Genomic DNA, 26,085 nt, shown 5'->3' with positions numbered 1-26,085 from the left:
ATTTGCGCAACATCATCAAGCCGTACCCGTCGCCGATCATTACCGGGCGCGGTATCGACCTGGATTTCCCGATGCTCGCCGGCTGCCTCGCGCTGCTGGGGCTTGGCTTGGTAATGATTACCTCGGCGTCCTCGGAAGTGGCCGCGGTGCAGTCGGGCAACACCCTGTACATGATGATCCGTCACCTGGTGTACCTGGTGATCGGCCTTGGTGCGTGCATCGTCACCATGATGATCCCGATCGCCACCTGGCAGCGCCTGGGTTGGCTGATGCTGGTGGGCGCGTTCGGCCTGCTGGTGATGGTGATCCTGCCCGGCATCGGGCGTGAGGTGAACGGTTCGATGCGCTGGATTGGCTTCGGCGCGTTCAACGTGCAGCCGTCGGAAATCGCCAAGGTGTTCGTGGTGATCTACCTCGCCGGTTACCTGGTGCGGCGCCAGAAAGAAGTACGCGAAAGCTGGATGGGCTTCTTCAAGCCGTTCATCGTGCTGCTGCCCATGGCTGGCCTGTTGCTGATGGAGCCGGACTTCGGTGCCACCGTTGTAATGATGGGGGCGGCGGCGGCGATGCTGTTCCTCGGTGGCGTGGGCCTGTTCCGCTTCACCTTGATGGTGGTGCTGGCGGTGGCTGCCGTGACGATTCTGGTGCAGGCGCAACCCTACCGGATGGCGCGTCTGATTACCTTTACCGACCCGTGGTCCGATCAGTTCGGTTCTGGCTACCAACTGACCCAGGCGTTGATCGCCTTCGGTCGCGGCGAGTGGCTGGGCGTTGGCCTGGGCAACAGCGTGCAGAAGCAGTTCTACCTGCCGGAAGCCCACACCGACTTCGTGTTCTCGGTACTCGCCGAAGAGCTGGGCGTGGTCGGCTCGCTGTGCACCGTCGCGCTGTTCGTATTCGTGTGTGTTCGCGGCATGTACATCGGCTTGTGGGCTGAAAAGGCCAAGCAATATTTCGCCGCTTACGTGGCGTACGGCTTGTCGTTCCTGTGGATCGGCCAGTTCCTGATCAACATCGGGGTGAACGTCGGCCTGCTGCCGACCAAGGGCCTGACCTTGCCGTTCCTCAGTTACGGTGGCAGTTCGTTGGTGATTTGCTGCGCCTGTCTCGGGTTATTGCTGCGCATCGAGTGGGAGAGTCGAACCCACCTGGGCAGCGAAGAGATGGAGTTCAGCGAAAGCGACTTCGCCGAGGAGCCGAACCATGGGCGCTAATGTGCTGATCATGGCGGGCGGCACCGGTGGCCACGTGTTCCCGGCGCTGGCCTGTGCCCGCGAGTTCCAGAACCGCGGCTACACCGTGCATTGGCTCGGTACGCCCCGTGGCATCGAAAATGATCTGGTACCGAATGCCGGCTTGCCGCTGCATTTGATCAACGTCACCGGCCTGCGTGGCAAGGGCAAATTGTCCCTGCTCAAGGCGCCGTTCGTGTTGCTCAAAGCGGTGTGGCAGGCGCGCAAAGTGATCCGTGAAGTAAACCCGGTATGCGTGCTGGGTTTTGGCGGTTACGTGACGGGCCCTGGCGGTGTCGCGGCAAAACTCGCCGGCGTGCCGGTGATCGTCCACGAGCAGAACGCCGTGGCCGGCACCGCCAACCGTCTGCTGGTGCCCTTGGCTGCCCGGGTGTGCGAGGCCTTCCCGAAGACCTTTGGTGCCGCGGACAAACTGCGCACCACCGGCAACCCGGTGCGTACCGAACTGTTCATGGACATCGCCCGCCAGCCATTGGCCGGTCGCAAGGCGCACCTATTGATCCTGGGTGGAAGCCTGGGCGCCGAACCCTTGAACAAATTGCTGCCTGAAGCGGTGTCGCAACTCCCTGTGGAGCTGCGCCCGGAGATCTTCCATCAGGCCGGCAAGAACCACGATGAAGTGACCGCCACGCGCTACCGCGAAGCGGGTGTGGAGGCGAATGTGCAGCCCTTCATCAAAGACATGGCCCAAGCCTATGGCTGGGCCGACCTGGTGGTCTGTCGCGCCGGCGCGCTGACCGTCAGTGAACTGGCTGCCGCCGGTCTGCCGTCCTTGCTGGTGCCTTTGCCCCACGCGATCGACGATCACCAGACCCGCAACGCCGAATATTTGGCCGGGGAGGGCGCTGCCTTCCTGCTGCCGCAAAGAACGACTGGCGCCGCCGATTTGGCCGCACGCCTGACCGAGGTTTTGATGCAACCGGAACGACTGAACAGCATGGCGAGCACCGCAAGCCGCCTGGCCAAACCTGACGCAACCCGCACCGTGGTCGATATCTGCCTGGAGGTGGCTCATGGTTGAGAATCAGAAAGCCATGCCACAACCGGAAATGCGCCGCATCCGTCGCATCCACTTCGTCGGTATCGGCGGTGTGGGTATGTGCGGGATCGCCGAAGTGTTGCTGAACCTGGGTTACCAGGTGTCCGGCTCCGACCTGAAAATGTCGCCGGTCACTGAGCGCCTCGAGTCGTTTGGCGCGAAAATCTTCATCGGCCACCGTGCCGAGAACGCTGCTGAAGCCGATGTGCTGGTGGTCTCCAGTGCCGTGAACACCTCCAACCCGGAAGTGGCCACCGCCCTTGAGCGCCGCATTCCCGTGGTGCCGCGCGCCGAGATGCTGGCCGAGCTGATGCGCTACCGCCACGGCATTGCCGTCGCCGGTACCCATGGCAAGACCACCACCACCAGCCTGATCGCCTCGGTGTTCGCTGCCGGTGGCCTGGACCCGACGTTCGTGATCGGTGGCCGCCTGAATGCAGCCGGCACCAATGCACAACTGGGGACCAGCCGTTACCTGATCGCCGAAGCCGATGAAAGCGACGCCAGCTTCCTGCACCTGCAACCGCTGGTAGCCGTGGTGACCAACATCGACGCCGACCACATGGCGACCTACGACGGTGACTTCAACAAACTGAAGAAAACCTTCGTCGAGTTCCTGCACAACCTGCCGTTCTACGGTTTGGCCGTAGTGTGCCTGGACGATCCGGTGGTGCGCGAAATCCTGCCGCTGGTGAAGCGTCCTACCGTGACCTACGGCTTCAGCGAAGACTGCGACGTGCGCGCAATCAATGTGCGCCAGCAGGGCATGCAGACCTTCTTCACCGTGCTGCGCCCTGACCGCGAGCCGCTGGATGTCTCGGTGAACATGCCGGGCAACCACAACGTACTCAACTCCCTGGCGACCATCTGCATCGCCTCCGACGAAGGCGTCAGCGATGAAGCCATCGTCGAAGGTCTGTCGGGTTTTGCCGGTGTGGGTCGTCGCTTCCAGGTCTACGGCGAACTGCCGGTGGACGGCGGCAACGTGATGCTGGTGGACGACTACGGTCACCACCCGACCGAAGTCGCAGCGGTGATCAAGGCCGTACGCGGTGGCTGGCCGGAGCGCCGCCTGGTGATGGTGTACCAGCCGCACCGCTACAGCCGTACCCGCGACCTGTACGACGATTTCGTCAATGTGCTGGCGGACGCCAACGTGTTGCTGCTGATGGAAGTCTACCCGGCTGGTGAAGAACCGATCCCGGGTGCCGACAGCCGCAAGCTGTGCAACAGCATCCGTCAACGCGGCCAGTTGGACCCGATCTACATCGAGCGCGGTGTGGACCTGGCGCCGATCGTCAAGCCGCTGCTGCGCGCCGGCGACATCCTGCTGTGCCAGGGTGCCGGTGATATCGGCGGCCTCGCCCCTAAATTGCTGGCGAGCCCGCTGTTTGCCGCCCCACAGGGGAAGTCGAAATGACCACTGACTACGGCTCCCTGTTCTCCACCATTCAACCTGCCGACTTCGGCCGTGTTGCGGTGCTGTTCGGTGGCAAGAGTGCTGAGCGTGAAGTGTCGCTGAAGTCCGGCAATGCCGTACTGGAAGCGCTGCAAAGTGCCGGCGTGAATGCGTTCGGCATCGACGTGGGCGATGACTTCCTGTCGCGCCTGCAGGCCGAGAAAATCGATCGCGCCTTCATCATTCTTCACGGCCGTGGCGGTGAAGACGGCAGCATGCAAGGCCTGCTGGAATGCCTGGGCATTCCGTACACCGGCAGCGGCATCCTCGCTTCGGCGCTGGCCATGGACAAGTTGCGCACCAAACAGGTGTGGCACAGCCTGGGTATTCCGACCCCGCGTCACAGCGTGCTGTGCAGCGAAGACGATTGTATTTCTGCGGCCAAGGAACTGGGCCTGCCTTTGATCGTCAAACCAGCCCATGAAGGCTCCAGTATCGGCATGGCTAAAGTGAACTCAGCCGCCGAATTGATTGACGCATGGAAAGCGGCCAGTACCTACGATTCGCAAGTGTTGGTGGAACAGTGGATTCAAGGTCCCGAGTTCACCATCGCTACGCTGCGTGGCCAGGTATTGCCGCCTATCGCATTGGGCACGCCCCACACCTTTTACGACTACGACGCCAAGTACGTGGCTTCCGATACTCAGTACCGGATCCCGTGCGGCCTCGATGCAGCCAAGGAACAGGAATTGATGGACCTCACGGCGAAAGCCTGTGAGGCGCTGGGTATCGCCGGTTGGGCGCGGGCAGACGTGATGCAGGATGACCAAGGGAATTTCTGGTTCCTTGAAGTCAACACCGCACCCGGTATGACCGATCACAGCCTGGTACCTATGGCCGCTCGTGCAGCCGGTTTGGATTTCCAGCAGTTGGTGCTGGCGATCCTGGCAGCAAGCATTGAGCCTCGAGGCTAAGACCATGAACGGCGCATCGCTTCGTCATCAGCAACCCGCTCCCGGCCGCAAGCCGGTGCCGCGTGGTGCCAGCCGAATGGTGGCTAAAGAGCCGATGTCGGCGCGCATGCCGAAAGCCAATTTTGGCTTTCTCAAGGCGCTGTTCTGGCCGGTGATCCTGGTGGCGTTGGGGTTTGGTACGTACGAAGGCGCCCAGCGTCTGTTGCCGTATGCCGACCGGCCGATCACCAAGATCAGCGTGCAGGGCGATTTGAGCTACATCAGCCAGCAAGCCGTGCAGCAGCGAATCGCCCCGTTTGTGGCGTCGAGCTTCTTCACCATCGACCTGGCAGGCATGCGTTCCGAGCTGGAACAGATGCCATGGATTGCCCACGCCGAAGTGCGTCGCGTGTGGCCGGATCAGGTAACGATCCGCCTGGAAGAACAACTGCCTGTAGCCCGTTGGGGCGATGGACAGTTGTTGAACAACCAGGGCCAGGCGTTTGCGCCGCGAGAAGTGGCGAATTACGAGCACCTGCCGCAGTTGTTCGGGCCGCAGCGGGCGCAGCAGCAAGTGATGCAGCAGTACCAGGCGTTGAGCCAGATGCTGCGGCCGTTGGGCTTCTCGATTGCGCGACTGGAATTGCGCGAGCGGGGTAGCTGGTTTTTGACCACGGGTGCAGGCAGTTCCGGCCCGGGCATCGAGTTGTTGCTGGGACGCGGCAACCTGGTGGAAAAGATGCGCCGTTTTATCGCCATCTATGAAAAGACCTTGAAAGAACAGATTACGAACATTGCGAGCATCGACCTGCGTTACGCCAACGGCCTGGCCGTCGGCTGGCGGGCCCCTGCGGCGCCCACGGCAGCGCAACCTGCTGTCGCGAAGAATTAAGAAGAGGCAGGACCCATGGCAAACGTGCAAAGCGGCAAAATGATCGTCGGTCTGGATATCGGCACCTCCAAGGTGGTGGCGCTGGTAGGCGAGGTCGCGGACGACGGCACGCTGGAAATCGTCGGAATCGGCACGCATCCGTCCCGGGGCCTGAAGAAGGGCGTGGTGGTGAATATTGAATCCACCGTGCAATCGATCCAGCGCGCCATCGAAGAAGCGCAGCTGATGGCCGGTTGCCGGATTCACTCGGCATTCGTCGGTGTTGCCGGCAACCACATCCGCAGCCTGAACTCCCACGGCATCGTGGCGATCCGCGACCGCGAAGTCAGCTCGGCTGACCTGGAGCGGGTACTCGACGCAGCGCAAGCCGTGGCGATCCCGGCTGACCAGCGCGTGCTGCACACGCTGCCGCAGGACTACGTGATCGACAACCAGGAAGGCGTTCGCGAGCCCCTGGGCATGTCGGGCGTACGCCTTGAAGCCAAGGTTCACGTAGTGACCTGCGCCGTCAACGCGGCACAGAACATTGAAAAATGCGTGCGCCGCTGCGGCCTGGAAATCGACGACATCATTCTCGAGCAGTTGGCTTCGGCTTACTCGGTACTGACCGACGACGAAAAAGAACTGGGCGTGTGCCTGGTGGACATCGGCGGCGGTACCACAGACATCGCAATCTTCACCGAGGGTGCGATCCGTCACACCGCCGTGATCCCGATTGCCGGTGACCAGGTGACCAACGACATCGCCATGGCGTTGCGCACACCGACCCAGTACGCCGAAGAAATCAAGATCCGTTATGCCTGCGCCCTGGCCAAGCTGGCCGGTGCCGGTGAGACCATCAAGGTGCCGAGCGTGGGCGACCGTCCACCGCGCGAACTGTCGCGCCAGGCGTTGGCCGAAGTGGTCGAGCCGCGCTACGACGAACTGTTCACCCTGATCCAGGCTGAACTGCGCCGCAGCGGCTACGAAGATTTGATCCCGGCCGGCATCGTGCTGACCGGTGGCACCTCGAAGATGGAAGGCGCGGTCGAACTGGCCGAGGAAATCTTCCACATGCCGGTCCGCCTGGGCGTGCCCCATGGCGTGAAAGGCCTGGGCGACGTGGTGCGCAACCCGATTTATTCCACAGGTGTGGGCTTGCTGTTGTACGGGCTGCAAAAGCAGACCGACGGCATCTCCCTGTCGGGCCCGAGCAACCGCGACAGCTACAGAAGCGACGACGAAGCGAAAGCGCCGTTGTTCGAGCGGTTGCAGGCTTGGGTGAAAGGCAATTTCTAAAGATTTACCGCAACACCGTTTCAAGTAGTAGGCGAAAAAACTAGAGAAATGAAAGGAGAGGGAAAATGTTCGAACTCGTAGACAACATCCCCGCAAGCCCGGTCATCAAAGTGATCGGCGTCGGCGGTGGCGGCGGCAACGCTGTCAACCATATGGTCAAGAGCAACATTGAAGGCGTTGAATTCATCTGCGCCAACACTGACGCCCAGGCCCTGAAAAGCATCGGTGCACGCACCATCCTGCAATTGGGCACAGCCGTGACCAAGGGCCTGGGTGCCGGCGCGAATCCGGAAGTCGGCCGTCAAGCCGCCCTGGAAGACCGCGAGCGCATTGCTGAAGTGCTGCAAGGCACCAACATGGTGTTCATCACCACGGGCATGGGCGGTGGTACCGGTACCGGTGCTGCGCCGATCATTGCCGAAGTGGCCAAGGAAATGGGGATCCTGACGGTTGCCGTCGTGACTCGTCCGTTCCCGTTCGAAGGTCGCAAGCGCATGCAGATCGCCGATGAAGGCATCCGTCTGCTGTCCGAAAGCGTCGACTCGTTGATCACCATTCCCAACGAGAAGCTGCTGACCATCCTCGGTAAGGACGCCAGCCTGCTGTCGGCTTTCGCCAAGGCTGACGATGTACTGGCCGGTGCCGTTCGCGGTATCTCCGACATCATCAAGCGTCCGGGCATGATCAACGTCGACTTTGCCGACGTACGTACCGTGATGAGCGAAATGGGCATGGCGATGATGGGCACTGGCTGCGCCAGCGGTCCGAACCGTGCACGCGAAGCTACCGAAGCGGCCATCCGCAACCCGTTGCTGGAAGACGTGAACCTGCAAGGCGCACGCGGCATCCTGGTGAACATCACCGCCGGTCCTGACCTGTCCCTGGGTGAGTACTCCGACGTGGGTAGCATCATCGAAGCCTTCGCTTCCGAGCACGCCATGGTCAAGGTCGGTACGGTTATCGATCCGGACATGCGCGACGAACTGCACGTGACCGTGGTTGCTACCGGCCTGGGTGCAAAAATCGAGAAGCCTGTGAAGGTGATCGACAATACCGTCCATACCAGCCACGCCAGCCAGCAAGCTGCCGCTCCAGCGCCTGCGCGCCAGGAACTGCCGTCTGTGAACTATCGTGACCTGGATCGTCCGACCGTGATGCGCAACCAGGCTCAGGCCGGTGCTGCTGCGTCCCGTAGCCCGAATCCGCAAGATGACCTGGACTACCTGGACATCCCGGCTTTCCTGCGTCGTCAGGCCGATTAATGGAATGTATCAGGGCTATGAAGGTGATTGGTGTTCAGCAAAGGTCTGGTCTGCTATTATCGCCAGCCTTTGTTGATACCAGTTCGCAATTTGCGCTGAAGCGGTCCAAGCCATGATTAAACAACGCACCCTGAAGAATATTATCCGTGCCACAGGTGTAGGTCTGCACTCCGGGGAGAAGGTATACCTGACCCTCAAGCCCGCACCTGTCGACACCGGCATCGTGTTTGTTCGTGCCGACCTGGACCCTGTGGTGCAGATTCCTGCTCGCGCGGAAAATGTTGGCGAAACCACGATGTCGACCACGTTGGTCAACGGTGACGTCAAAGTGGACACGGTGGAGCACTTGCTCTCGGCCATGGCCGGTCTGGGCATCGATAACGCCTACGTCGAGCTCTCCGCGTCCGAAGTCCCAATCATGGATGGCAGCGCCGGACCCTTCGTATTCTTGATTCAATCTGCCGGCCTGGAAGAACAGGACGCAGCCAAGAAGTTCATTCGCATTCTGCGGGAAGTGACAGTAGAAGACGGCGACAAGCGCGCCACCTTCGTCCCGTTCGAAGGCTTTAAAGTGAGCTTTGAGATCGATTTCGATCACCCGGTATTCCGTGACCGCACCCAAAGTGCAAGCGTGGATTTTTCCAGCACTTCGTTCGTAAAAGAAGTCAGCCGCGCCCGTACCTTTGGTTTCATGAGTGACATCGAGTACCTGCGCAAGCACAACCTCGCACTCGGCGGCAGCGTTGAAAACGCCATTGTGGTCGACGCGGATGGTGTACTGAACGAAGACGGCCTTCGTTATGAAGACGAATTCGTGAAGCACAAGATCCTCGATGCAATCGGTGACCTCTACCTGCTGGGCAATAGCCTGATAGGCGAGTTCAAAGGCTTCAAGTCGGGCCACGCCCTTAACAACCAGTTGCTGCGCAAGTTGATTGAGCAGACAGATGCTTGGGAAGTCGTGACCTTCGAAGATGCCAGCACCGCACCGATCTCTTACATGCGTCCCGTCGCGGCGGTGTAAGTAACAACTCTCTTTCCTTTTGTTTTTAAAGGCTGCCTTCGGGTGGCCTTTTTTTTGATCGTTCCCACGCTCTGCGTGGTAACGCCTCCTGTGACGCTCCGCGTCACGGCTTTAAAGCGCCGGCATCAACAACGCGATTACGCCCGGTATGCTTGGCCTCATACAGCGCCTGGTCGGCGTTGAGCAGTAATTCCTCCAGCGTGGTACGGCTGTTTTTGGTCCAGGTACTGAGGCCAATGCTGACGGTAATCGGCACCGTATCCCCGCCCACCCGCGGCAGGTGTTCGACGCTGCTGCGGATATGTTCAGCAATCACCAGCGCACCCTGGCTGTCGGTATGCGGCAGCACCACCGCAAATTCCTCGCCGCCATAGCGGGCCGCGAGATCGGCAGGGCGGCGGATATTGCCCTCGATCACCTGCGCCACCGTACGCAATGCCTCGTCGCCACCTTGATGGCCATGTCGGTCGTTGAACCCCTTGAAGTGGTCCACATCAATCATCAGCACCGTCAACGGCTCGGCTGAACGCTGGGCGCGGTCCCATTCCAGGCGCAGGCGCTGGTCCAGGGTGCGGCGGTTGGCCAGGCCGGTGAGAGCGTCGGTGGCTGCCAGTTCTGACAGCACCTGCTCGGCGCGGTGACGCCTGCGCAGTTCCATGCAAAGCATCCCGGTCAGCCACAGCAGGCCAATGCACAAAACCCCGGTGGCCCCGCTGATCAATAGCGCCGCACGCCGCCAGGGTGCAAATATGTCATCCGTGGACAGGCCCACCACGACGATCAGCGGTAAATTCCCCACCGTGGAGAAGGTATAGAGGCGGTTCTCCTCATCCACACTGGAGGTGCCACGAAAGTTGCCGTCGCGCTCTTTCAGTATGCGCGCGACGTTGGGGCGCTGACTGAGGTCCTTGTCGATCATGTCCCGTTCCAGCAACGGCTGTTGGGCCAGCAGGATGCCTTGCTGGTTGATCAGGTTGATGGTGCTGTCGTTGCCGATATTCAGGCTGCGGAACAGTTGCTGGAAATACGACAGGCGCATGGAGGCCACGGCCACCCCGAGGAATCGCCCGTCGGGCCCGGAGACCCTGCGGCTGAATGCGATGCGCCATTGGTCGTCGCACACGCAGCGCGCCATGAAGGGCCGGCTGATGAACAGGCCCAGGTCGGGATTCTGCCGGTGGGCCTGAAAGTAATCACGGTCGGCGAAGTTGGCCGGTTTGGGCGTCAGCAGCGAGGAGTCGGCAATCACCTCGCCGTTCTTGTCCAGCAGCAGGATGTCACCCTTGTAAGGCGCCGCTTCCGATCGATCAAACAGCACCAGGTGGCGGATGCTGGCCGACACTCCGGCCAAATCACTGCGTTCGGTGGCCGCGATCAGGCCTTTGATCGATAAGTCGTACAGCTCGACGTTGCGCAGCACGTCGGCATCGATCAGTTGGGTGATGTTATTGGCCGTGCGCTGGGCCGCCTGCAAGGTGTTGGCGTGCTCGCGGGTCAGCAGCACCGCGACTACCAACATGATCAGCAGCACCGTGACGCAACTGCCGATGATCAGCAGCAGCTCCGGACGGTGGGTCGGGCGGGGCGGGCGGGTGGTGCTTGGGCTCATCGGGCGTACTTCTGCTTCGAGGGTGCCCTTAGCGTAGTTGCTGATAACAGCTCATGTGGCCTGGCTGTCAACCGTGCGGTTGCGCCCGGAGTGCTTGGCGTCATACAGCGCCCGGTCGGCACTCAGCAGCAGCTCTTCCAGTGAACCACGGCGGCGTTTGTCCCAGGTACTGAGGCCGATGCTGACGGTGACCGACAACGCATCCCCGTCAGCCGGTGGCAAGTGCTCGACCGCGCTGCGGATATGCTCGGCGATGATGCTCGCACCGTCGCTGTCGGTGTCCGGCAGGATCACTGCGAACTCTTCGCCGCCGTAACGGGCCGCCAGGTCGGCGGGGCGACGAATATTGCTGCCGATGACCCGGGCGACGTTGCGCAGTGCCTCATCACCGCCTTGGTGGCCATGGCGGTCGTTGAAGGCCTTGAAGTGGTCGACGTCGATCATCAGCAAGGCCAGCGGCTCGCCCGAGCGTTGTGCGCGCTCCCATTCCAGGCGCAGGCGCTGGTCGAGGGTGCGGCGGTTGGCCAAGCCGGTGAGGGCGTCGGTGGCCGCCAGTTCCGACAACACCTTCTCGGCGCGATAGCGGCGGCGCAGTTCCCGGCGCAGCATCCAGGTCAGCCACAGCAGGCCTATACACAGCACGCCGGTGGCGCCACTGATCAGCACGGTGGCACGTCTCCAGGCGGCAAACACGTCATCGTTGGACAGCGCCACTACCACAATCAGCGGCAGCGCGCCGACGCTGGTGAAGGTGTACAGCCGTTGCTTGCCACTGATGGAGGAGACGCCGCTGAAGCTGCCGCTGCCTTCGCGCAGCATTCTTTTGAAGTTTGGCCGCATGCTCAGGTCTTTGTTGATCATGTCGCTTTCGAGCAGAGGCTGCTGGGCCAGGAGAATGCCGTCGTTGTTCAGCAGGTTGATGCTGCTGCCGCTGCCGATGCTCAGGCTATTGAACAGCTGGTCGAAATACGCCAGGCGCATGGTCGCCACCGCCACACCGGCAAACTCGCCATTGGGCCCGGGCACCCGACGGCTGAACGCAATACGCCAGACCTGATCGCACTCGCAACGAATCTTGAAGGGCCGGCTGATGAACAATCCCGCGTTGGGGTTCTGCTGGTGGATCTGGAAATAGTCGCGATTGGCGAAATTGCGTGGCGTGGGCTTCAGCGTGGAGGAGTCGGCGGTGACCGTGCCGGCCTTGTCCAGCAGCAGGACCTCGCCTTTGAAAGGGGCGGCCGTGGACTGGTCGAACTGCACCATATGCAGGATGTCGGCCGAGACCAGGGGTAAGTCATGGCGGGTGGTCGCGACAATCAGGCCGTTCAGGGCCAGGTCGTAGAGTTCGACGTTGCGCAATACATCGGCGTTGATCAACTGGGTGATATTGGTGGTGGAGCGCTGGGCCGTCAGCAGGGCGCTGGCGTGTTCGCGAATCAGCAGTGTGGCAACAATGATCACGATCAGTACGACCGTAAGGCCGCTGCCCAGAATCAATAAAAGCTCCGGGCGTGCAGGCGGGGTGAAGGTGCGGCGTTGACTCATGGGACTGACTTCGGCACTCAAGATGCTGGCAGTTTAGTTCCATGTTGTGAAAAATAAGTCGTCGCCGCTAAAAGAATGCCTGAAGGTTAAAAAACGTCGATCGGGTAGTCGACGATTACCCGGTATTCATCCACGTCCCGGTCCACTGCCCCGTAGCCATTGCCGCCGCGATTGGTTGCCCATTGCAGGCGCACGGCCAAATCTTTGGCCTTGCCGTCTTGCACCACGTACTTGAGGTCGATGTCCCGTTCCCAGTGCTTGGCGTTCTTGCCGTCCGCGCTGTACCAGGATGAGTAGCCACGGCTGTCCGGATCTACCGTGGTCAGGTCGGTCTTGCCGCTGATGTACGACACCGCCGAGGTCAGGCCCGGCAGGCCCAGCCCGATAAAGTCATAGGCGTACTTGAGCTTCCATGAGCGCTCGTTGGGGCCGTTGAAGTCCGAGTATTGCTGGGAGTTGTCCAGGTAGATGCTGTCGCCCTGGCTGATGTAGTCGAACGGCGTGTTGCCGTTGACCCGCTGGTAGGCGGCGGTGACGCTGTGATTGCCCACGCCGACGGTGAAATGCAGGCTGTAGGTGTTGTTGTCGATGTTACCCAGCAGGGCTTTGCCGGTGTCCTGGGTGTGATAGTAGTGCAGACCCGGGTTCAAGCTGACCAGTTCGTTCAGTTGCCAGGTGTAGTCCAGGTCGTAGTAGTACTGGTTCCAGATGTCCTTGAGTTCGGACGCGTACAGGTTGCTGGTCAGCCCCGGCAGGCCGCTGAAGGACACGCCGGCCCAGTCCAGGTGCTGGCTGTCTTCACCGTCGGGCAAGGCGCCGTAGCTGGTGCCGATGCGTCGGTGGCCGCTCTGGTTGTAGAGCTTGGTGAAGCTGGCCTGGCCGCCTTCGAACATCCAGCCGTCCAGGCTGTGGTTGGTCAGGCTCACGCCGCGAAAGGTCTGGGGCAGCATGCGGGTCATGCCACCGGCAATCACCGGGTTATTGAGGAACAGGTCGCCGGCTTTCAGCTCGGTGTCGAAGGCGCGCATTTTCAGGGTGGCGCCGGCGGTGGAGAACGAGCCGGGGGCTTTACCGTTGCCGGAGCTCACCGGCAGGATGCTGGAACCGTCGGTGCCGCCACCGCCGTCGAGCTTGAGGCCGAGCATGGCGTTGGCGTCCAGGCCAAAGCCGACGATGCCTGGGGTGTAGCCGGATTCAAAAATCCCGGTGATGCCCTGGCCCCATTCCTTGCTGTCATCGGTGTGAATGTTGCGGCGGTCGCGGTTCATGTAGTAGTTGCGGGTGTTGATCTTGAAGCTGGAACCTTCGACGAAACCGTCGGTGGCCGGGGTGTCTGCCGCGTGGGCAAGGGGAACGATCGTTGCAGCAATCGCGAGGAATAACGGGGTGAACGTCAGCGAGGTTTTCACCGGTGGAGCTCCTTTGGGTCAATCGAAACCGGCCAGTGTTGTTGGGGTTCCTGGCCTTTTTTCAGCGCAAAAAAAAGCCGCTGAACTCAGCGGCTTTAAGACAGATTCCCAGTGTAGAGCCCTGGAAATAAGTCGAGGGAAATCGGGGGAGAGCGGGTCGGTCTTAACCGCTGCGCTCGTCGATGCGACAAATTAGCGCAGGTGAGCGGTGTGATACAGAGTGTAACAAGATAATGACTGTTGCCCAAATCGCAACAGTCTGGCGTTGCGGGTGTGGGGCGTCCTGACAACCCCTACCCAAGAATGTTAGCGTGCTTGCCATTCCCACGTAGTCGATGAGCCCGCCTTCCATGAAAAAGACTGTCCTCGCCTTCAGCCGCGTCACCCCGGAAATGATCGAACGCCTGCAACAGGATTTCGATGTCATCGCCCCCAACCCCAAGCTGGGCGACATCAATGCCCAGTTCAACGAAGCCTTGCCCCATGCCCATGGCCTGATCGGCGTAGGCCGCAAGCTGGGCCGCGCGCAACTGGAAGGCGCGAGCAAACTGGAAGTGGTTTCCAGCGTGTCGGTGGGCTACGACAACTACGACTTGGCGTACTTCAATGAGCGCGGGATCATGCTTACCAACACTCCGGACGTGCTCACCGAAAGCACCGCGGACCTGGCGTTTGCCCTGCTGATGAGCAGCGCCCGCCGCGTCGCCGAACTGGACGCCTGGACCAAGGCCGGGCAGTGGAAAGCCAGCGTCGGCGCGCCGTTGTTTGGCTGTGATGTACATGGCAAGACCCTGGGCATCGTCGGCATGGGCAACATTGGCGCGGCCATCGCCCGTCGGGGTCGCCTGGGGTTCAATATGCCGATTCTGTACAGCGGCAACAGCCGCAAGATCGAACTGGAACAGGAACTCGGCGCGCAATTTCGCAGCCTCGACCAGTTGCTGACCGAAGCCGACTTCGTCTGCCTGGTGGTGCCGCTGAGTGAGAAAACCCGCCACCTGATCAGCCATCGCGAGCTGGGTTTGATGAAGTCCAGTGCGATCCTGGTGAACATCTCCCGTGGCCCGGTGGTGGATGAGCCGGCGCTGATCGAGGCCCTGCAAAACCAGACCATCCGTGGCGCCGGCCTGGATGTGTACGAGCAGGAGCCGCTGTCCGAGTCGCCGCTGTTCCAGCTGAGCAATGCCGTGACCCTGCCGCACATCGGTTCGGCCACCAACGAGACCCGCGAAGCCATGGCCAACCGTGCCCTGGAAAACCTACGCAGTGCGCTGTTGGGCCAGCGTCCGCAGGATTTGGTGAACCCGCAGGTGTGGAAGGGCTGATCACTGCTTGTTGTAGGTAGGCGCGAGCTTGCTCGCGAAGAACCTGAAGGCCATGTGTTTATTCAGGCTGTCCGCGTTATCGTTGACGTTCTTCGCGGGCAAGCCGGCTCCTACAGTTTTCAGCGTGCGAGTCGATAACGGTCTATAGATCGTCATTCGTGATCCACAGAAGGTTTTTATGTCCACCACCAAAGCTCGCGCAGACTCACTCTCGCTTCTGCTCTTTACCTTGCGCAGTGGCAAGCTGATGGCGATCAACCTGTTGAAAGTCAGTGAAATCATTCCCTGCCCGCCGCTGACCAAGCTGCCGGAGTCGCACCCCCACGTCAAAGGCATCGCCACCTTGCGCGGCGCCGCCTTGTCGGTGATTGACCTGAGCCGGGCACTGGGGGAAATGCCCCTGCAAGACCCCGACGGTGGCTGCCTGATCGTCACCGATGTCAGCCGTTCCAAGCAGGGCCTGCATGTGCAGGCGGTGAGCAAGATCGTGCACTGCCTGACCACCGACATTCGCCCGCCGCCGTTTGGCTCGGGCGGCACGCGTTCGTTTATCACCGGTGTGACCCAGGTCGAAGGCGCCCTGGTGCAAGTGCTGGACATCGAAAAAGTCATCCACGGTATCGCCCCGGCGCAGATCGAAGCGGCGCCCACCGACCTGACCATGGAAGAAGCCGAAGTGCTGGGCAACGCCCGAATCCTGGTGGTGGACGACAGCCAGGTGGCCCTGCAGCAATCGGTGCACACCCTGCGCAACCTCGGCCTCACCTGCCACACGGCCCGCAGTGCCAAGGAGGCGATTGACCGTTTGCTGGAACTGCAAGGCACCGTCGAGCAAATCAACGTGGTGGTCTCGGACATCGAAATGTCCGAAATGGACGGCTATGCCTTCACCCGTACCCTGCGGGAAACCCCGGACTTCCAGGACCTCTATGTGCTGCTGCACACCTCCCTGGACAGTGCGATGAACAGCGAAAAAGCCCGCCTGGCCGGCGCCAACGCGGTGCTGACCAAGTTCTCCTCCCCCGAACTGACCAAGTGCCTGGTGGTCGCCGCCCAGACCGTGGCACAGCAGGGCCTCTGACCTGTGGGAGCGTATTTTCAGCTGCTGCGCCGCGACCTCACCGGCAGCCTGCCCGCGCCGCAATGGCCGGCGGACATCCAGCTGGATCATTACCACGAAGCCATGGCTCCGGCGATTCACGCGGTATTGAGCCTGGCCCAGGAACAAGGCGGCGGACGGGTCGGTTCCCTTGAGCATTGGCGTCAGCAGTTCGTTACCGATGCCGAGTTCGATCCAAAACTGTGCCTGGTGGCGAGTAACGCCAGCGGCATCCTGGGTGTGTCCCAATGCTGGACCAGCGCCTACATCAAGAACCTGGCTATTCACCCCTGTGCCCAGGGCATGGGGTTGGGCCGGGCGTTATTGCTGCACACCTTCCAGGTGTTCAAGCAACGGGGCGAGGCGTTTGTCGACCTCAAGGTGCTGGAGTCCAACCTGCGGGCCCGCCGCCTGTATGAAAATGCCGGCATGGTGTTTGTGCTTCGGGACCTCGTCCCCGAAGACTGAGGACGCTGGCGCATAACTTGCTTTGCACAGAGGCAGAACGGTGAACAGAGGCAAAAACCCGCCACCGTTCATGAGTGCCTTCTGACCTTGCCTGGTGACAGATCCTCCATGAATACCCACTTTTCCTGCGTCGGTTGCGGCAAATGCTGCACTGACCACCATGTGCCCCTGACCCTCGAAGAAGCCCGCCGTTGGGCGGCTGACGGCGGTAATGTCATCGTGCTGGTGGAGGGTTTCCTGGGCACCGGCCTTGGCCTGCCCGAGTTGCAGCGCGAGCATGCACAACGCCGTTCCGCCATCGTGCCCAGCGGCAATACCGAAGCGTATGTGGCCATCACCTTTGCCGCCTATAACGCCGGGCGCTGCCGGAATCTTGACGAGGACAACCGTTGCCGCATTTACGAGCGGCGGCCGTTGGTGTGCCGCATCTACCCGATGGAGATCAACCCGCACATCCCGCTGAACCCGAGCGCCAAGGACTGCCCGCCGGAATCCTGGGAGCAGGGGCCGGCGCTGATCGTGGGGGGCGAGTTGATGGACAAGGAACTGGCCGAGTTGATCAGCCGGTCACGCCAGGCTGATCGCGACGATATCCAGGCCAAGGAAGCGGTGTGTGGGTTGCTGGGCATCCATACCACAGCACTCAAGGGCGATGGATTTACCGCATACCTGCCGGACATGGGCCTGTTTGCCCAGGCGATCGAATTGGCGACCCAAGAGGCCGTGCCGGCCAATGAGTGGGTGTTTCATGTGTCCGGGATGGATATTGCCGAGCAGTTGCTGGACGCCGGCGCCCGGATTGCCACCGAGGTGCCGGCCAACTATGCGTTCATTTCGTTGCGGGTGGCTTGAGCTAAACGCTGGCCAGGCACTCGATCTCAACCCGGGCATCCAGTATTAATCCGCCCGCTGCAAAGGTCGTCCGAGTAGGAAGACGATCCGCTGGAAAGTAGCGGGCATAGACGGTATTCATGGCCGCGAAGTCGTTGATGTCGGCAAGGATCACCGTGCATTTGGCGACCCTGTCCATGCCCAGCCCTTTGTCCTTGAGTGTGCTGCGTAATGTTTCCAAGGCCTTGGCTGTTTGTGCGCCAATGCCTCCGTTGACCAGTTTGCCGCGCTCATCGAGTCCCAGCAGCCCGGAGATGTAGAGGGTTTGCCCCACTTGTACCGTTTGCGAGAAAGGCAATCCACCCTCGGCCTGCGTGTACAACATCGGGACTGGGTCGCTGTTTGAAGCCTGCAGATAACGCTGGGTAATCAGCGAGTACTGGCCACTGTCTTTCAAGCGTTGCAGCGCCTGGTTCAGCGCCATGCGCAGGTCGGGTTCGTTCTTGCGAACCCCGATGGCGACGCCACTGCCGAGCATTTCATCGACAATGCCCAAGCCCGCGAACTCAAAATCGGCACCCTCGGGCTTTTTCAGCAACGCGTCGGAGATCTCGATGGTGTCTTGCAGGGTTGCGTCGATATCGCCTGCCAGAAGGCTGCTGATCAGCTCGGCATTCAGGTTGAAACTGCGTACCACCACGTCATGGGGTACCCACCGCGCCAAGGCATAGGCTTCTCGGCTGGTGCCCGCCAGGACGCCAATCCGTTTGCCTTGAAGTGCTTTGGGATCAGGCACAAGCCCAAGACGTTTGCGGGCGACCAGCCTGGTTTCCAGAGGGTAGAGATTATCGGTGAAGTCGATTTTCTGCCGCCGTGCCGGGGTAGCCGACATGGGCATGATCGCATCGAATCGACGCGCCTCGAGTGCTGCCAGGTTGGTTGCATAATCTTGATCGACCCACACGCAACGCGCCTTGAGTTCGGCACACAGAGCGTTGCCCAGCTCTATGTTCAGCCCGACCAGCTCACCTTGGGCATTGCGGCTTTCAAACGGCGGTACCAGCGCCTCAACTCCGAAGCGTATCTCGGTCAGCCCTTTTTCTGTCGCGGAGGTTACAGAGCACAAGGTGCCTGTGACCGCAGATAAAACCAGTGCCAATAGCATTCTCAGGGATGTCATTTGCCTGTCCTGTAGGAAGAAAAGTGGAGGGGCCTCTGGCCCCGTTACCGGCGCCTGCCCCCCCAGGGAGCTTCAACAGCCACACCCAGGCCTTCAATCAAGGCGCTTCCTTTCTTCCCGTAGGATTTGACTCAAAATCCAGTCGGAGTTTTTTGGCCTAGCGCCGCTTGCCCCAGAATTCCTCCGCCAGCCGCCGCAAGTCATCCGCCAGCCCCGCCACGTCTCCTGAGCTGAGTTGGCTCTGCTGGCCTGCGTTGACGGTCACTTCCCCGGCATTGCGAATGCCGATGATGTTGCGGTTGATGTCCTCGCTGACCGCGCTTTGCTCTTCCACCGCCGCCGCAATCTGCTGGCTCATGGCGGTAATCTGCGTCACCCGCTGGCTGATCCCGTCCAACGCGGCGGCAGCGCGTTGGGCCTGGTCGACGCTGGCCTCGACATGCTGGCTGCTTTGCGCCATGGCCTGCACCGCATCCCGGGCGCCGCCTTGCAGGGTGCTGATCATGCGCTGGATTTCATTGGTCGACTGCTGCGTACGCTGGGCCAGCCCACGTACTTCATCGGCTACCACGGCAAACCCGCGTCCCTGTTCTCCGGCCCGTGCGGCTTCAATGGCGGCATTGAGCGCCAGGAGGTTGGTCTGCTCGGCAATCGCCCGGATCACTTCCAGCACCCCGGAAATATCGCCGCTGTGGCTTTCCAGTTGATGGATCACGTCGGTGGCGCGCGCCAGTTCCTGGGATAACCGCAGCACCGCGTCGCGGCTTTCATCCACCCGTTGATGACCTTCCCGGGTCTCGCTGCCGGCCTGGTCAGCGGCCTTGGAGGCCTGCAGCGCATGCTCGGCAACTTGCGCCACGCTGGCGGCCATTTGATTGATTGCGGCGGCGACCTGGTCCGTCTGGGACTGTTGGCCGAGGCTGCTGGTGTGGCTGCTGTCCAGTTGTTGCACCAGCGCTGCGGCGTGCCCGGACAGGCGTTGCGAGGCATCGCCAATCCGGCCCACCACCGCGCCCACCTGGGCTTCCAGCATCTGCATGGCGAACTCGATGCGCCCGAACTCATCCCCGCGTCCGGTGTAGATCGCCTGGCTCAGCGGGTTGTCGGCAATCAACCGGGCCCGCCGGTTCAACTGTGCGAGGGGTCGCAACAAACCATGCACGCCCGTCACCCCCACGGCACACACCGCCGTGACCGCCAGCAGTTGCCAGGTCAGCGGATAAGTTGCCAGCCCAAGGCCCAAGGCCCAGGTTGCGGCGCAGGCCCCCAAGACCCAGGCCGACAGCTTGAAGGTCGTGCCGACCACGGGCCGTGCTCGCCGAGTGCCGGCACGCAGCCGGGCATAGGCCCGCTCGGCCAGTTGCACCCGCCGCGCATCGGGCTTGGTGCGCACCGACTGATACTCCACCGTCACGCCGTCCCGGGTGACCGGCGTGGCGTAGGCACTGACCCAGTAGTGATCGCCGTTCTTGCAGCGGTTTTTCACCATGCCCATCCACGAGCGGCCGCTCTTCAACACCTGCCACATGTGCGCAAAGGCAGCGGGTGGCATGTCCGGGTGACGCAGCAGGTTGTGCGGCGTACCCAACAACTCCTCGCGGGTGTAGCCGCTGATATCGATGAAGTCCTGGTTGGCGTAGGTAATTGTGCTAGTCAGGTCGGTGGTCGAGAGGATATTGGCGTCGGGGGCAAAGTCCACATTTCGACCGGTGACCGGCAAATTGATCTTCATGGAAACGCGCGCTCGTGATTGTTGGAGGAGTCGGCAGGGCGTCGACTCTAAGCGCACGGGTTGGGCAAATACTGATCCAGCTCATGTTCGGTGCAATTAATTGGCCACTACTGCCTGGCGGGCAGAGCATCAAGCCGGTAGGGCTCGAGGATGCGCTGGTACTCGCCGCTTTGCTTCAGTTGCTCAAGGGCACAATTGAGGGTGTTGCGCAATGCCGTATCGGGCTTGCGCAACGCAATCCCCACGCCATTACCCAACAGTTCGGCAGAGATGGCGGGGCCGAGGAAGTCGAAATTCTGGCCCTCGGGGGTGTCGAGCAGCGCCTCACGGATTTCCACCATACCTTGCAAGGTGGCATCGATGTCCCCCGCCAACAGGCTGCGGATCAGTTCGTCGTTGCGCCAGAAACCCTTGATGATGACGCCTTTCGGCGCCCACTTCGACAGGGCAAAGGCTTCGCGGTTGCTGCCCACCAGCACGCCCACGCGCTTGCCCTTCAGCGACTTTGGAGTTGGCTTTAAACCTGATTTCCTGCGGGCCACCAGACGCGTGGTGATCGGATAAAGGTCATCGGTGAAATTTACCTGCTGGTGCCGCCTCGACGTTGGGGCCATGCCCATGATTGCGTCGAATTGCCTGGCTTCAAGGGCAGGGTAATTTTCCACCAGGATCTGGTCGACCCAGGTGCACCGCACATTGAGCTGTATGCACAGGGCGTTGCCCAATTCGATGTTCAACCCGACCAGTTGGCCTTGTTGATTGCGGCTTTGGAAAGGAGGGAATTGTGCGGCGACGGCGAAACGAATTTCGCGCCGTGGTTGATCACTGGCCGCAGTGGTGGAGAAAACGCTGACCATCAGCGACAACAGCACGACACGGGTGCGTATAGGAACCACGGGGACGTCCTTTTCCGGAAAACCAGCTTTACCCCGCCTGGCCCCGAGCGAAAGCGTCGGGGCAGGTGGGTGTCGTGCAAGCTTTCAAGAATTGGCCGCAGGCCTACAAGGCGAAACTTCAGTAACTGTTGTAGGCATAAATCGTCATTGCGAAGGATTTATTACCGGTCAGCGCTTGCCCATCGAGCGACGGGTGCCGGGTGGTGCCATGCCCGGGCTCTTGGTATGGCCGTTCTTCGCGCCATTTTTGTACCACGGCTGGCTGGCGTTTTTCGCCCCGGCCAGTTCGCCCGGCTTGAATGGAAACTTGAATGCCGGGATCTCGGCCTTGGTTTCGCCTTCGACGCTGTCAGGGTTGGCCTGTTGGTCGATGTCGACCGCTTCAACAGCGGGTTGTGTCGGGGAATTCATGGAAGCTCCGGGGGAGTACTGAAAATGACGCGGGCCCGACTTGCAGGCCACACCGTCGCGCAGTATACCTGCGCGCCTCGGATCTTTAACCACTGCTCGTACGAATGGTCGGACTTTACTGACGGCGCTGTCAGTTAGCAGTCACTTTGCTGACCGGGTTGGCGGGCTATAAAGAACCTTCATTCTTCCGATCCTTTGCCCTGGCGCCTCACCCCATGCACATTCAACGAAAACCTGCCTTGATCGTGGGCGTCCTTGTGGTACTGGCCGTGGTTGCCTGGGTGGTGACCCGCCCGGCCAAGACCAAACTGACTGCGTCGGCAGCGATTCCAGTGCGTGTGATCAGCGTCAAACAGCAGGACATCCCGGGGTTTGTCAGCGGCATCGGCTCGGTGCTGTCGTTGCACAGCGTGGTGATTCGCCCGCAGATCGACGGCATCCTCACCAAATTGCTGGTCAAGGAAGGTCAACTGGTGAAGGCCGGTGACCTGCTGGCGACCATTGATGACCGCTCGATCCGCGCCAGCCTGGACCAGGCCAAGGCGCAACTGGGGGAAAGCCAGGCGCAACTGCAAGTCGCGCTGGTCAACCTCAAGCGCTACAAGGAACTGAGCATCGACGACGGCGTGTCCAAGCAGACCTATGACCAGCAACAAGCCCTGGTCAACCAGCTCAAGGCCACGGCACAAGGTAACCAGGCGGCCATTGATTCGGCCCAGGTACAGCTTTCCTACACGCAAATCCGCTCTCCGGTCACCGGGCGCGTCGGGATTCGCACGGTGGATGAAGGCAACTTCCTGCGCATGAGCGACACTCAGGGCTTGTTCTCCGTGACCCAGATTGACCCGATTGCCGTCGAGTTCTCCCTGCCGCAACAAATGCTGCCGACCCTGCAACGCCTGATCGCCGCGCAACTGCCCGCCGACGTCAACGCCTACATGGGCGCCGACACCGACGGCCAGACCGGCGACCTGCTGGGGGAAGGTCGCCTGAGCCTGATCGACAACCAGATCAGCGGCACCACCGGCACCATCCGCGCCAAGGCCGAGTTCAGCAACGGCGCGCAAAAACTCTGGCCGGGGCAACTGGTGACAATCCGCATCCAGACCGCCTTGCACAAGAACGCCCTGGTTGTGCCACCCACTGTGGTGCAGCGCGGGCTGGATTCGCACTTCGTGTACCGGCTCAAGGGTGACAAGGTAGAGGTGGTGCCGGTGCAGGTGCTGTATCAGAACAGCGACATGAACATCCTCCAGGGTGTGCAGGCCGGCGACGTGCTGGTCAGCGATGGTCAGTCGCGGCTCAAGGCTGGCGCTCAGGTCGACGTGCTCAAGGAACCGCCGCAGGTGATCCAGACCGTTGATGCCAAGGTGCAGCCATGAGTGGCAGTCACTCGCCGTCGGCCTGGTGCGTCGACCACCCGGTCGCCACCTTGCTGCTGACCTTCGCCCTGGTACTGCTCGGGATGATTGCTTTCCCACGGCTGGCCATCGCCCCACTGCCGGAAGCCGAGTTTCCGACGATCCAGGTCAGCGCCACGCTGCCCGGCGCCAGCCCGGACACCATGGCGTCCTCCGTGGCCACACCGTTGGAAGTGCAATTCAGCGCCATCCCCGGCATGACCCAGATGACCTCCAGCAGTGCCTTGGGCTCCAGCCTCCTGACCTTGCAATTCACCCTTACCAAGAGCATCGACACCGCCGCGCAAGAAGTGCAGGCGGCGATCAACACCGCGTCTGGCAAGCTGCCCAGCGACATGCCGAGCCTGCCGACCTGGAAGAAGGTCAACCCGGCGGACAGCCCGGTGCTGATTCTCAGCGTCAGCTCCGACAGCATGCCCAGCACCGAGCTGAGTGACTACGTGGAAACCCTGCTGGCCCGTCAGATCAGCCAGATTGACGGCGTCGGCCAGATCAACATCACCGGCCAGCAACGCCCGGCCATCCGGGTGCAGGCGTCGGCCGATAAACTCGCGGCCATCGGCCTGACCCTGGCAGACGTGCGCCTGGCGATCCAGCAGTCGAGCCTGAACCTGGCCAAGGGCGCGATCTACGGCGAGAACAGCGTGTCGACCCTGTCGACCAACGACCAGTTGTTCCATCCCGAGGATTACGCCCAACTGATCGTGTCCTACAAGAATGGGGCACCTGTACAGCTGCGGGATATCGCCAAAGTCGTCAACGGTTCGGAAAACGCCTACGTGCAGGCCTGGTCCGGCGACACGCCCGGGGTCAACCTGGTGATCTCCCGCCAGCCCGGCGCGAATATCGTCGAGACCGTGGACCGCATTCAAGCCGAGCTGCCACGCCTGCAAGCCATGTTGCCGGCCTCGGTGCAGGTCAGCGTATTGACCGACCGCACCAAGACCATCCGCGCGTCCCTGCACGAAGTGGAAGTGACCCTGCTGATCGCGATCCTGCTGGTGGTGGCGGTGATGGCGCTGTTCCTGCGCCAGTTGTCCGCCACGTTGATCGTGTCCAGCGTGCTCGGTGTGTCGCTGGTCGCCAGTTTTGCGTTGATGTACCTGATGGGCTTCAGCCTGAACAACCTGACCCTGGTGGCGATCGTGATCGCCGTGGGGTTTGTGGTGGACGATGCCATCGTGGTGGTGGAGAACATTCACCGCCACCTGGAAGCCGGCCTCGACAAGCGCGAAGCGGCGATCAAGGGCGCGGGTGAAATCGGTTTTACCGTGGTGTCCATCAGCTTCTCGCTGGTGGCGGCGTTTATTCCGCTGTTGTTCATGGGCGGTGTGGTCGGGCGGTTGTTCAAGGAGTTTGCACTGACGGCCACCTCGACCATCCTGATTTCGGTGGTGGTCTCACTGACCCTGGCGCCCACCCTGGCCGCGCTGTTCATGCGCGCCCCGACCCATCACGCCCATGACAAACCCGGCTTCAGCGAACGCCTCCTCGCCGGCTATGCGCGCAATCTGCGCCGCGCCCTGGCCCACCAACGCACCATGGCCGCGATCTTTATCGTGACCCTGGCGCTGGCCGTGGTCGGCTACGTGTTTATCCCCAAGGGTTTCTTCCCTGTACAAGACACCGGCTTCGTCCTCGGCACCAGCGAAGCGGCGGCCGACGTGTCGTTCCCGGACATGGTCGCCAAGCACAAGGCGATCGCCGAGATCGTCAAGGATGACCCGGCGGTGGAAGCGTTTTCCCATTCGGTGGGCGTGACCGGCAGCAACCAGACCATCGCCAACGGCCGGTTCTGGATTGCCTTGAAAGATCGCGGGGACCGCGACGTGTCGGCCAGCCAGTTTATCGACCGGATCCGCCCGAAACTGGCGAAAGTGCCGGGCATCGTGCTGTACCTGCGGGCTGGCCAGGACATCAACTTAAGCTCCGGCCCCAGCCGCGCCCAGTACCAGTACGTGCTCAAGAGCAACGACGGCCCGACCCTGAACACCTGGACCCAGCGCCTCACCGAAAAACTGCGGGCCAACCCAGCGTTCCGCGACCTGTCCAACGACTTGCAGCTCGGTGGCAGCATCACCCACATCAGCATCGACCGTCAGGCCGCCGCGCGTTTTGGGCTCACCGCCACCGATGTGGACCAGGCGCTGTACGACGCCTTCGGCCAGCGCCAGATCAACGAATTCCAGACCGAGATCAACCAGTACCAAGTGGTGCTGGAGCTGGACACCCAGCAACGCGGCAAGGCGGAAAGCCTGAACTACTTCTACCTGCGCTCGCCGCTGACCAACGAGATGGTGCCGCTGTCGGCGGTGGCCAAGGTCGACCCGCCTACCATAGGGCCCTTGTCCATCAGCCATGACGGTATGTTCCCGGCGGCCAACCTGTCGTTCAACCTGGCGCCGGGCGTCGCGTTGGGGGATGCGGTGATCATGCTCAACCAGGCCAAGAACGAAATCGGCATGCCGACTACCATCATCGGCAACTTCCAGGGGGCGGCCCAGGCGTTCCAGAGTTCGTTGGCCAGCCAGCCCTGGCTGATCCTCGCGGCACTGGTGGCGGTCTACATTATCCTGGGGGTGCTGTACGAGAGCTTCGTGCACCCGCTGACGATCATCTCCACCTTGCCGTCGGCGGGGTTGGGGGCGCTGATCATGCTGTCACTGATGGGTCAGGACTTTTCCATCATGGCCCTGATCGGCCTGGTGCTGCTGATCGGGATTGTGAAGAAGAACGGTATCCTGATGATCGACTTCGCCCTGGACGCCCAACGCGTACGCGGCTTGCCGCCTGAAGAGGCGATTTATGAAGCCTGTGTCACGCGGTTCCGGCCGATCATCATGACCACCCTCGCGGCGCTGCTGGGGGCGGTGCCGTTGATGCTGGGCTCCGGCCCCGGCGCAGAAATGCGCCAGCCACTGGGTATCGCGGTGGTGGGCGGGTTGCTGGTGAGCCAGGCGCTGACGCTGTTCACCACGCCGGTCATATACTTGTACCTCGAGAAGTTTTTCCACAGACCCAAACCAGCTCCCCAGCTGGCAACCACACACTGAGGCTGA

The 26,085-nt window shown here is 61.6% G+C and carries 22 protein-coding genes; 14 read left to right on the top strand and 8 right to left on the bottom strand.

Annotated elements, in window-relative coordinates; translation table 11 throughout:
• The first annotated feature begins 2 nt into the window (after positions 1-2).
• The 8 genes from ftsW (at position 3) to lpxC (ending at position 9,100) form a co-directional block, all read left to right on the top strand.
• Positions 3-1,214, top strand: coding sequence for a putative lipid II flippase FtsW (gene ftsW / locus LIY45_RS12065; RefSeq protein WP_177020518.1), 1,212 nt, complete (start codon positions 3-5; stop codon positions 1,212-1,214).
• Positions 1,204-2,274 carry an undecaprenyldiphospho-muramoylpentapeptide beta-N-acetylglucosaminyltransferase gene (gene murG, locus LIY45_RS12060; protein WP_226476476.1) on the top strand — a complete coding sequence of 357 codons (1,071 nt, stop codon included), beginning with the start codon at positions 1,204-1,206 and terminating at the stop codon, positions 2,272-2,274. The genes ftsW and murG overlap by 11 nt, the downstream gene beginning before the upstream one ends.
• Entirely contained in the window at positions 2,267-3,712 is a 1,446-nt protein-coding gene (murC, locus tag LIY45_RS12055; RefSeq protein ID WP_017477685.1) for a UDP-N-acetylmuramate--L-alanine ligase, read from the top strand. The genes murG and murC overlap by 8 nt, the downstream gene beginning before the upstream one ends.
• A complete protein-coding gene (locus LIY45_RS12050) occupies positions 3,709-4,665 on the top strand; it encodes a D-alanine--D-alanine ligase (protein ID WP_003216220.1) in 957 nt (318 codons plus the stop codon). The genes murC and LIY45_RS12050 overlap by 4 nt, the downstream gene beginning before the upstream one ends.
• A gap of 4 nt (positions 4,666-4,669) precedes the next feature.
• Positions 4,670-5,536, top strand: coding sequence for a cell division protein FtsQ/DivIB (locus tag LIY45_RS12045; protein ID WP_029615882.1), 867 nt, complete (start codon positions 4,670-4,672; stop codon positions 5,534-5,536).
• Between the two features lie 15 nt (positions 5,537-5,551).
• Entirely contained in the window at positions 5,552-6,814 is a 1,263-nt protein-coding gene (gene ftsA / locus LIY45_RS12040) for a cell division protein FtsA (RefSeq protein WP_003216224.1), read from the top strand.
• A gap of 65 nt (positions 6,815-6,879) precedes the next feature.
• Positions 6,880-8,076, top strand: coding sequence for a cell division protein FtsZ (gene ftsZ / locus LIY45_RS12035; RefSeq protein WP_010170471.1), 1,197 nt, complete (start codon positions 6,880-6,882; stop codon positions 8,074-8,076).
• 112 nt (positions 8,077-8,188) lie between these two features.
• Complete coding sequence (gene lpxC, locus LIY45_RS12030) at positions 8,189-9,100, top strand: UDP-3-O-acyl-N-acetylglucosamine deacetylase (RefSeq protein ID WP_003171886.1); 912 nt, start codon at positions 8,189-8,191, stop codon at positions 9,098-9,100.
• A 103-nt stretch (positions 9,101-9,203) separates the two neighbouring features.
• On the opposite strand, the gene LIY45_RS12025 is transcribed toward lpxC, so the two are convergent.
• The 3 genes from LIY45_RS12025 to LIY45_RS12015 all read right to left on the bottom strand — a co-directional run bounded on the left by LIY45_RS12025 (position 9,204) and on the right by LIY45_RS12015 (position 13,663).
• Positions 9,204-10,709 (bottom strand): diguanylate cyclase, encoded by a 1,506-nt coding sequence (locus tag LIY45_RS12025; RefSeq protein WP_226476475.1) that lies wholly within the window; start codon positions 10,707-10,709, stop codon positions 9,204-9,206.
• A 51-nt stretch (positions 10,710-10,760) separates the two neighbouring features.
• Entirely contained in the window at positions 10,761-12,254 is a 1,494-nt protein-coding gene (locus LIY45_RS12020; protein ID WP_226476474.1) for a sensor domain-containing diguanylate cyclase, read from the bottom strand.
• A gap of 86 nt (positions 12,255-12,340) precedes the next feature.
• Complete coding sequence (locus tag LIY45_RS12015) at positions 12,341-13,663, bottom strand: OprD family porin (protein ID WP_226476473.1); 1,323 nt, start codon at positions 13,661-13,663, stop codon at positions 12,341-12,343.
• A 350-nt stretch (positions 13,664-14,013) separates the two neighbouring features.
• Between LIY45_RS12015 and LIY45_RS12010 the strand changes: the two genes are divergently transcribed.
• Positions 14,014-14,988 (top strand): D-glycerate dehydrogenase, encoded by a 975-nt coding sequence (locus tag LIY45_RS12010; protein ID WP_226476472.1) that lies wholly within the window; start codon positions 14,014-14,016, stop codon positions 14,986-14,988.
• On the opposite strand, the gene LIY45_RS12005 is transcribed toward LIY45_RS12010, so the two are convergent.
• Positions 14,989-15,144, bottom strand: a complete 156-nt coding sequence (locus LIY45_RS12005; RefSeq protein WP_226476471.1) for a hypothetical protein — start codon at positions 15,142-15,144, stop codon at positions 14,989-14,991.
• A 22-nt stretch (positions 15,145-15,166) separates the two neighbouring features.
• Between LIY45_RS12005 and LIY45_RS12000 the strand changes: the two genes are divergently transcribed.
• From LIY45_RS12000 to LIY45_RS11990, 3 genes are all read left to right on the top strand, one after another.
• Positions 15,167-16,069, top strand: a complete 903-nt coding sequence (locus LIY45_RS12000; protein ID WP_063027220.1) for a chemotaxis protein — start codon at positions 15,167-15,169, stop codon at positions 16,067-16,069.
• A 3-nt stretch (positions 16,070-16,072) separates the two neighbouring features.
• Positions 16,073-16,555 (top strand): N-acetyltransferase, encoded by a 483-nt coding sequence (locus tag LIY45_RS11995; protein ID WP_226476470.1) that lies wholly within the window; start codon positions 16,073-16,075, stop codon positions 16,553-16,555.
• A gap of 108 nt (positions 16,556-16,663) precedes the next feature.
• On the top strand, positions 16,664-17,407 hold the full coding sequence (locus LIY45_RS11990) for a YkgJ family cysteine cluster protein (RefSeq protein WP_226476469.1): 744 nt from the start codon (positions 16,664-16,666) through the stop codon (positions 17,405-17,407).
• A gap of 1 nt (position 17,408) precedes the next feature.
• Here the strand turns inward: LIY45_RS11990 and LIY45_RS11985 are convergent, their stop codons facing one another.
• The 4 genes from LIY45_RS11985 to LIY45_RS11970 all read right to left on the bottom strand — a co-directional run bounded on the left by LIY45_RS11985 (position 17,409) and on the right by LIY45_RS11970 (position 21,605).
• On the bottom strand, positions 17,409-18,566 hold the full coding sequence (locus LIY45_RS11985; protein ID WP_226476468.1) for a transporter substrate-binding domain-containing protein: 1,158 nt from the start codon (positions 18,564-18,566) through the stop codon (positions 17,409-17,411).
• Between the two features lie 157 nt (positions 18,567-18,723).
• The gene (locus LIY45_RS11980) at positions 18,724-20,298 is read right to left on the bottom strand and encodes a PAS domain-containing methyl-accepting chemotaxis protein (RefSeq protein WP_226476467.1); all 1,575 of its coding nucleotides are present in this window, start codon (positions 20,296-20,298) and stop codon (positions 18,724-18,726) included.
• A gap of 107 nt (positions 20,299-20,405) precedes the next feature.
• Positions 20,406-21,194, bottom strand: a complete 789-nt coding sequence (locus LIY45_RS11975; RefSeq protein WP_226476466.1) for a transporter substrate-binding domain-containing protein — start codon at positions 21,192-21,194, stop codon at positions 20,406-20,408.
• 168 nt (positions 21,195-21,362) lie between these two features.
• Positions 21,363-21,605 (bottom strand): hypothetical protein, encoded by a 243-nt coding sequence (locus tag LIY45_RS11970; RefSeq protein ID WP_003216247.1) that lies wholly within the window; start codon positions 21,603-21,605, stop codon positions 21,363-21,365.
• Between the two features lie 215 nt (positions 21,606-21,820).
• Here LIY45_RS11970 and LIY45_RS11965 point away from each other — a divergent pair, with 215 nt between their 5' ends.
• Both LIY45_RS11965 and LIY45_RS11960 read left to right on the top strand, forming a co-directional pair.
• Positions 21,821-22,987: an efflux RND transporter periplasmic adaptor subunit gene (locus tag LIY45_RS11965; protein ID WP_226476465.1), complete on the top strand. Its 1,167-nt coding sequence runs from the start codon at positions 21,821-21,823 to the stop codon at positions 22,985-22,987.
• The gene (locus LIY45_RS11960) at positions 22,984-26,079 is read left to right on the top strand and encodes a multidrug efflux RND transporter permease subunit (protein WP_226476464.1); all 3,096 of its coding nucleotides are present in this window, start codon (positions 22,984-22,986) and stop codon (positions 26,077-26,079) included. The genes LIY45_RS11965 and LIY45_RS11960 overlap by 4 nt, the downstream gene beginning before the upstream one ends.
• Positions 26,080-26,085 lie beyond the last annotated feature (6 nt).

Origin of the sequence: Pseudomonas sp. MWU16-30323 (genome assembly GCF_020515595.1) — a bacterium.
GTDB lineage: Bacteria > Pseudomonadota > Gammaproteobacteria > Pseudomonadales > Pseudomonadaceae > Aquipseudomonas > Aquipseudomonas yamanorum.
The sequence above is the reverse complement of the archived record's forward strand: the minus strand, read 5'-3'. Positions and strand labels throughout refer to the sequence as shown.

What these genes read in the sequence shown, in the direction of transcription:
- murG (WP_226476476.1), top strand. Translation starts at nt 1,204, where the DNA reads ATGGGCGCTAATGTGCTGATCATGGCGGGCGGCACCGGTGGCCACGTG.
- murC (WP_017477685.1), top strand. Translation starts at nt 2,267, where the DNA reads ATGGTTGAGAATCAGAAAGCCATGCCACAACCGGAAATGCGCCGCATC.
- LIY45_RS12050 (WP_003216220.1), top strand. Translation starts at nt 3,709, where the DNA reads ATGACCACTGACTACGGCTCCCTGTTCTCCACCATTCAACCTGCCGAC.
- LIY45_RS12045 (WP_029615882.1), top strand. Translation starts at nt 4,670, where the DNA reads ATGAACGGCGCATCGCTTCGTCATCAGCAACCCGCTCCCGGCCGCAAG.
- ftsA (WP_003216224.1), top strand. Translation starts at nt 5,552, where the DNA reads ATGGCAAACGTGCAAAGCGGCAAAATGATCGTCGGTCTGGATATCGGC.
- ftsZ (WP_010170471.1), top strand. Translation starts at nt 6,880, where the DNA reads ATGTTCGAACTCGTAGACAACATCCCCGCAAGCCCGGTCATCAAAGTG.
- lpxC (WP_003171886.1), top strand. Translation starts at nt 8,189, where the DNA reads ATGATTAAACAACGCACCCTGAAGAATATTATCCGTGCCACAGGTGTA.
- LIY45_RS12025 (WP_226476475.1), bottom strand. Translation starts at nt 10,709, where the DNA reads ATGAGCCCAAGCACCACCCGCCCGCCCCGCCCGACCCACCGTCCGGAG.
- LIY45_RS12020 (WP_226476474.1), bottom strand. Translation starts at nt 12,254, where the DNA reads ATGAGTCAACGCCGCACCTTCACCCCGCCTGCACGCCCGGAGCTTTTA.
- LIY45_RS12010 (WP_226476472.1), top strand. Translation starts at nt 14,014, where the DNA reads ATGAAAAAGACTGTCCTCGCCTTCAGCCGCGTCACCCCGGAAATGATC.
- LIY45_RS12005 (WP_226476471.1), bottom strand. Translation starts at nt 15,144, where the DNA reads ATGACGATCTATAGACCGTTATCGACTCGCACGCTGAAAACTGTAGGA.
- LIY45_RS12000 (WP_063027220.1), top strand. Translation starts at nt 15,167, where the DNA reads ATGTCCACCACCAAAGCTCGCGCAGACTCACTCTCGCTTCTGCTCTTT.
- LIY45_RS11990 (WP_226476469.1), top strand. Translation starts at nt 16,664, where the DNA reads ATGAATACCCACTTTTCCTGCGTCGGTTGCGGCAAATGCTGCACTGAC.
- LIY45_RS11985 (WP_226476468.1), bottom strand. Translation starts at nt 18,566, where the DNA reads ATGACATCCCTGAGAATGCTATTGGCACTGGTTTTATCTGCGGTCACA.
- LIY45_RS11980 (WP_226476467.1), bottom strand. Translation starts at nt 20,298, where the DNA reads ATGAAGATCAATTTGCCGGTCACCGGTCGAAATGTGGACTTTGCCCCC.
- LIY45_RS11970 (WP_003216247.1), bottom strand. Translation starts at nt 21,605, where the DNA reads ATGAATTCCCCGACACAACCCGCTGTTGAAGCGGTCGACATCGACCAA.
- LIY45_RS11965 (WP_226476465.1), top strand. Translation starts at nt 21,821, where the DNA reads ATGCACATTCAACGAAAACCTGCCTTGATCGTGGGCGTCCTTGTGGTA.
- LIY45_RS11960 (WP_226476464.1), top strand. Translation starts at nt 22,984, where the DNA reads ATGAGTGGCAGTCACTCGCCGTCGGCCTGGTGCGTCGACCACCCGGTC.